This is a genomic window from Variovorax sp. 01T439_2, from assembly GCF_056398445.1.
Genome location: NZ_JBFTPJ010000571.1, coordinates 1 through 5,322 on the forward strand (window position 1 = coordinate 1; position 5,322 = coordinate 5,322).

Annotated in this window: 6 protein-coding genes; 3 read left to right on the top strand and 3 right to left on the bottom strand. The window is 68.7% G+C overall.

What is annotated here, in order from left to right:
• The 3 genes from AC1DOC_RS23465 to AC1DOC_RS23475 all read left to right on the top strand — a co-directional run.
• A partial coding sequence (locus AC1DOC_RS23465; protein WP_478130587.1) for a citrate/2-methylcitrate synthase occupies positions 1-375 on the top strand: 375 nt, incomplete at its 5' end.
• A 5-nt stretch (positions 376-380) separates the two neighbouring features.
• A complete protein-coding gene (locus tag AC1DOC_RS23470; protein ID WP_436042819.1) occupies positions 381-1,544 on the top strand; it encodes an acyl-CoA dehydrogenase family protein in 1,164 nt (387 codons plus the stop codon).
• A gap of 9 nt (positions 1,545-1,553) precedes the next feature.
• Positions 1,554-2,918: an MmgE/PrpD family protein gene (locus AC1DOC_RS23475; protein ID WP_478081149.1), complete on the top strand. Its 1,365-nt coding sequence runs from the start codon at positions 1,554-1,556 to the stop codon at positions 2,916-2,918.
• 6 nt (positions 2,919-2,924) lie between these two features.
• On the opposite strand, the gene AC1DOC_RS23480 is transcribed toward AC1DOC_RS23475, so the two are convergent.
• The 3 genes from AC1DOC_RS23480 to AC1DOC_RS23490 all read right to left on the bottom strand — a co-directional run.
• On the bottom strand, positions 2,925-3,632 hold the full coding sequence (locus AC1DOC_RS23480; protein WP_478081150.1) for an arylmalonate decarboxylase: 708 nt from the start codon (positions 3,630-3,632) through the stop codon (positions 2,925-2,927).
• Positions 3,633-4,475: a tripartite tricarboxylate transporter substrate-binding protein gene (locus AC1DOC_RS23485; RefSeq protein ID WP_478130588.1), complete on the bottom strand. Its 843-nt coding sequence runs from the start codon at positions 4,473-4,475 to the stop codon at positions 3,633-3,635. It lies immediately after the preceding gene.
• A gap of 140 nt (positions 4,476-4,615) precedes the next feature.
• On the bottom strand, positions 4,616-5,322 hold a 707-nt coding region (locus AC1DOC_RS23490), incomplete at its 5' end, for a mandelate racemase/muconate lactonizing enzyme family protein (RefSeq protein WP_478130589.1).

The window sequence follows — 5,322 nt, forward strand, 5'->3', positions numbered from 1 at the left end:
GCCGATCACCGCGCGCGCAAGCAGATCGTGCCGGGCCTGGGGCATCCGCTGCACAAGCCGATCGATCCGCGCACGCCGCGCCTGTTCCAGATCGCCGAGGAGAACGGCCTCTCGGGTCACTACGTCGCGCTGATGCAGGCGGTGCAGCAGGAGGCCGAGCGCGCCTCGGGCAAGTCGCTGCCCATCAATGCGACGGGCGCCATCGGCGCGATTGCGGCCGAGTTCGGCTTTCCGTGGAAGATCATCCGCGGCCTCGGCGTGATGGCGCGCGCCATCGGGCTCGTGGGCCATCTCCTCGAGGAAATCGACGACCCGATGGCCATCGAGATCTGGCAGCGCGTCGAAAAGGAAGCTGGCGGCCCGCGCCAGGATTGAACGAGATGAACAACCACAACGAGACCCGCTTCGCCGACATCCGCGACGCCGTGCGCGACCTGTGCGCGCAGTTTCCCAATGAGTACTTCCGCAAGATCGACGAGGCCCGCGGCTACCCGGCCGAATTCGTCGACGCGCTCACCAAAGCCGGCTGGATGGCCGCGCTCATTCCCCAGGAGTACGGCGGCTCCGGCCTCGGGCTCACCGAAGCCTCGGTGATCATGGAAGAGATCAACCGCTCGGGCGGCAACTCGGGCGCCTGCCACGGCCAGATGTACAACATGGGCACGCTGCTGCGCCACGGCAGCGAGGCGCAGAAGCGCAACTACCTGCCGCGCATCGCCACTGGCGAGCTGCGCCTGCAGTCGATGGGCGTGACCGAGCCCAGCACCGGCACCGACACCACCAGGATCAAGACCACGGCCGTGAAGAAGGGCGACCGCTACGTCATCAACGGCCAGAAGGTGTGGATCTCGCGCATCCAGCATTCGGACCTGATGATCCTGCTGGCGCGCACCACGCCGCTCGCGGAGGTCAAGAAGAAATCCGAAGGCATGTCGATCTTCATCGTCGACCTGCGCGAGGCCATCGGCCAAGGCATGACGGTGCGGCCCATCCTGAACATGGTGAACCACGAGACCAACGAGCTGTTCTTCGAGAACCTCGAGATCCCGGCCGAGAACCTGATCGGCGAAGAGGGCCAGGGCTTCAAGTACATCCTCGACGGCCTCAATGCCGAGCGCACGCTGATCGCGGCCGAATGCATCGGCGACGGCTACTGGTTCATCGACAAGGTCACGGCCTACACCAAGGAGCGCGTGGTGTTCGGCCGGCCCATCGGCCAGAACCAGGGCGTGCAGTTTCCGATTGCCGAGGCCTTCATCGAGATCGAAGCCGCGAACCTCATGCGCTATGAAGCCTGCCGCCTGTTCGATGCGCGCGAGCCCTGCGGCGCGCAGGCCAACATGGCGAAGTACCTGGCGGCCAAGGCCAGCTGGGAGGCCGCCAATGCCTGCCTGCAGTTCCATGGCGGCTTCGGCTTTGCCTGCGAATACGACATCGAGCGCAAGTTCCGCGAGACGCGGCTCTACCAGGTGGCGCCGATCTCGACCAACCTCATCCTGAGCTACGTGGCGGAGCACATGCTCGGCCTGCCGCGTTCTTTCTGAAGGCACTCCATGACCACCTCATCGAATCATCCCAGCCGGGATCTCGCCGCCTTCGCCGCCGAACTCAAGTCCGCGGACATTCCCGCCCCCGTGCTGCGCCGCACCGAGGACCTGATGCTCGACTGGCTGGGCTCGGTGCTCGCGGCGCGCACGGCGCGGCCGGTGCGTAGCATCGAGCGCTTCGCGCAGACGATGGGGCCGGCCGAGGGACCGAGCGAAATGCTCACCTCGCGCCGCACCACCTCACCGGTGTTCGCCGCGCTGGTCAATGCCGCGGCCTCGCACTACGTGGAGCAGGACGACGTGCACAACGGCTCGGTGTTCCATCCCGCGGCCGTGGTCATTGCGCCCGCGCTGGCCGCGGCGCAGAGCATCGGGGCCAGCGGTGCGCAGCTGCTGACGGCCGTGGTCGCGGGCTACGAGGTCGGCATCCGCGTCGGCGAATTCCTCGGCCGCTCGCACTACAAGACCTTCCACACCACCGCGACGGCGGGCACGCTCGCGGCTGCCGCGGCAGTGGGCCGGCTGCTCGAACTCGCGCCGCAGCAGATGCTGCACGCCTTCGGCTCGGCCGGCACGCAATCGGCCGGCGTGTGGGAGTTCCTGCGCGATGCGGCCGATTCCAAGCAGCTGCACTGCGCGCATGCGGCCGCGAGCGGACTGATGTCGGCCTACCTCGCGCAGGACGGCTTCACGGGCGCTGCGAAAGTGCTCGAAGGCGCACAGGGCCTGGGCGTGGGCATGTCGAGCGATGCCGATCCGGCACGGCTCACCGACCGCCTCGGCACGCGCTGGGCGCTGGCCGAAACCTCGTTCAAGTACCACGCCTCGTGCCGCCACACGCATCCCGCGGCCGATGCGCTGCTGCAGGTGATGAGCGAGCACCAGCTCGCGCATGGCGACGTGGCCCGCGTGACCGCGCATGTGCACCAGGGCGCCATCGACGTGCTGGGCCGCGTCACGGTGCCGGCCACCGTGCACCAGGGCAAGTTCTCGATGGGCACGGTGCTGGGCCTGATCGCGGTGCACGGCCGCGCCGGCCTGGGCGAATTCGACCGCGACTTTCTCGCGCCCGAGGTGGCCACGTTCCGCGACAAGGTGGCGATGGAGCTCGACGCCGAGGTCGACACCGCCTACCCCGCGCGCTGGATCGGCAAGGTCAGCGTGCAGACCCGCGACGGCCGCACGCTGGCCGGCCGCGTCGACGAGCCCAAGGGCGACCCGGGCAACAGCCTGAGCCGCGCCGAAATCGAGGACAAGATGCAGCGCCTCGCACACTACGGCGAGGGCGCCACGGCCGACGAGGCGAAGGCGCTGTGCCAGCGCATCTGGCAACTCGCCGACACGGCGCGTGTAGGCCGCTGGCTCGGCTGAGAACGTTCAGCCGAACAGCCGGCCCTGCCCCGGCGAGCGCGCATCGAGCCCGGCGGTGCGCACGAGGTCCCAGAAGCCCGCGGGCGAGCTGGACACCACGGGCACCTGCAGGCGCGCTTCGACCTCGCGCACGGCATCGAGCGTGACAAGGCCGCCGCACGAGATGAGGAGGCCGTCGGCACCAAGCTGGTCTTCGAACACTTTGAGGCACAGGTCGACCAGCACCTCGGTCGGCACCTGGCCCACGGCCTGCACATCGGAGATGGCCAGGCCTTCGAGTGCCAGCGGTTCGAAGCCGCTCTGTTCAAGGTAGGTTCGCAGCTGCGTGTTGACCTCGTCGATGTAGGCGGTGGCGACGGCCACGCGTCGAACCTTCAGGTGATGCAGGCCCGCGATGATGGCGTCGCTCATCGTCGTGCAGGGCAGCTCCGTCGCCTGTTCCATCTCGCGCTGGAGTTGACGCGTGAAGGCGACGCCGCGGAAGAAGCTCAGCGACGTGCCCATGAGGGAGACGGCGCTGGCGCCCTCTGCCTTGAGTTCCAGCGCTTTGTCGACGACCGAGTCGATCACTTCGGTGTAGCCGCGGGTCGAGATTTCGCCGAGTCCCAAGCCTCTTGCTGAAAAGCGGATGCGGTCGCCGTAGAGCAGCGGGCCGTCCACCGGCACCGCGCCTGCGGCCGGCGGCACGATCAGGCCCAGGTGCGGCCGTGCCATCTACTTGCCCTCCGCCACGATGTTCTGCTCAGCAATGATGCGCTGCCAGCGCTTCGTCTCCTCCGCCATGTCCTTGCCGAGCTGCGCCGGCGTGGCGTAGGCGCGCAGCGTGCCTTGCGCGGCTGCCGCGGCGCCGGCGTCGGGCGTGTCGAGCACGGTCTTCACCGCGGCCGAAAGCCTGTCGACGATTTCGTCAGGCGTGCCGGCGGGTGCGAGCACGAAGATGCGCGGCGCCACGTCGAAGCCCGGCAGCGCATCGGCCAGCGCAGGCACGCTTTCCGTGCCGCTGGTCTGCTTGAGCATCTCGAAGCCCAGGTGGTGCACCGTGCCCACGCCCGAGGTGGCGTAGGAATAGTGTCCCGGCCGGGCCTTGATCTCCTTCACGAATTCGGCCGGCGTCCTGGCCGGGAAGTCGTTGCCCGTGACGATCACCAGCGGCGAGACGAAGGCGCCCGCGACGGGCCTGAAGCTGGTGAGCGGATCGACCGGCGCCTTCGGCTGCAGCAGCTTGGCGGCCAGCAGCGCGCTGTCGCCCATCATCAGCGTGTAGCCGTCCGGTGCCGACTTGGCGACGTATTCGGCGGCAATCATGCCGGTGGCGCCGGTGCGGTTGTCGACCATCACCTGCTGTCCGAGCACCGCCGACAGGCGCGTGCCGAGCAGGCGCGCGACCGCATCGACGCCGCCGCCGGCCGAATAGCCGACCACAAGGCGGATCGGCTTGTCGGGGTACTTCTGGGCCCAGGCGGCGGGCGCGGCGAGCGCGCCCGCAAGGCCCAGGGCCATGGCGGCACGCAGCGCCTGGCGGCGTGCAGGGCGAGCAAGGTCCGTAGCTTTTTTCATCGTGTCTCCAAATATCCTCAGTCAGTCGCCGTCTGCGCGGCTCGTTCAAGTGCACCCGCGGAACCGGCTTTGCCGGGCCGCCGGGTGCGCCCCCCCCCATTGGGGGGAAGCGCCCAAGGCGCTTCGGGGGGCGTCCATTTTTATGCTTTGCCCTTGCCGCGCGAAGTGGGCAGCTTCGCGAGCTCGCGCACGCGATCCGCATTGGGCGCGAAGCCCAGGCCCGGCGTCTCGGGCAGCTGCAGCCAGCCGTCCTGCGGCACCGGCAGATCGTCGAAGACCTGCTTGAGCATCTGCACGGCCACGTAGTGGTATTCGGCCATGCCGCCGTTCGACACGCCTGCATGCAGGTGCATGTTGTGGAAGGGCCAGGCACCGCCGTTGTCGATCGGCACGTTGAAGGCCGCGGCCATGCCCGCGATCTTCAGGCACTGCGAATAGCCGCCCGAGATGATCACGTTGGGCTGCAGCACGTCGGCCGCCTGGTTCACCAGCAGGTCGCGGAAGCGGAAGGCCAACCCTTCGTTCTGCCCGCAGGCCAGCGGAATGCTGGTGCGCGCGCGCAGCTGGGCCATCTGCCGCACGTCGTTCTGCGTGAGCGGCTCCTCGAAGAAGCTGATGCCGTAGGGCTCGATGCGGCGTGCGAGCTCGGTCGCGTGGAACAGGTCGAGGCCGCAGTTGGCGTCGACGTACAGCTTCACATCAGGACCGACCGCCTCGCGCACGGCCGCCACGCGGCGCACGTCCTCGGCAATGACCTCGTCGATGGGCCGCGGCTCGTCGCGCCGCGCGAGCGCATGGCCACCGACGGTCATCTTCAGGCGCCGGAAGCCCTGCGAGACCCAGAGCC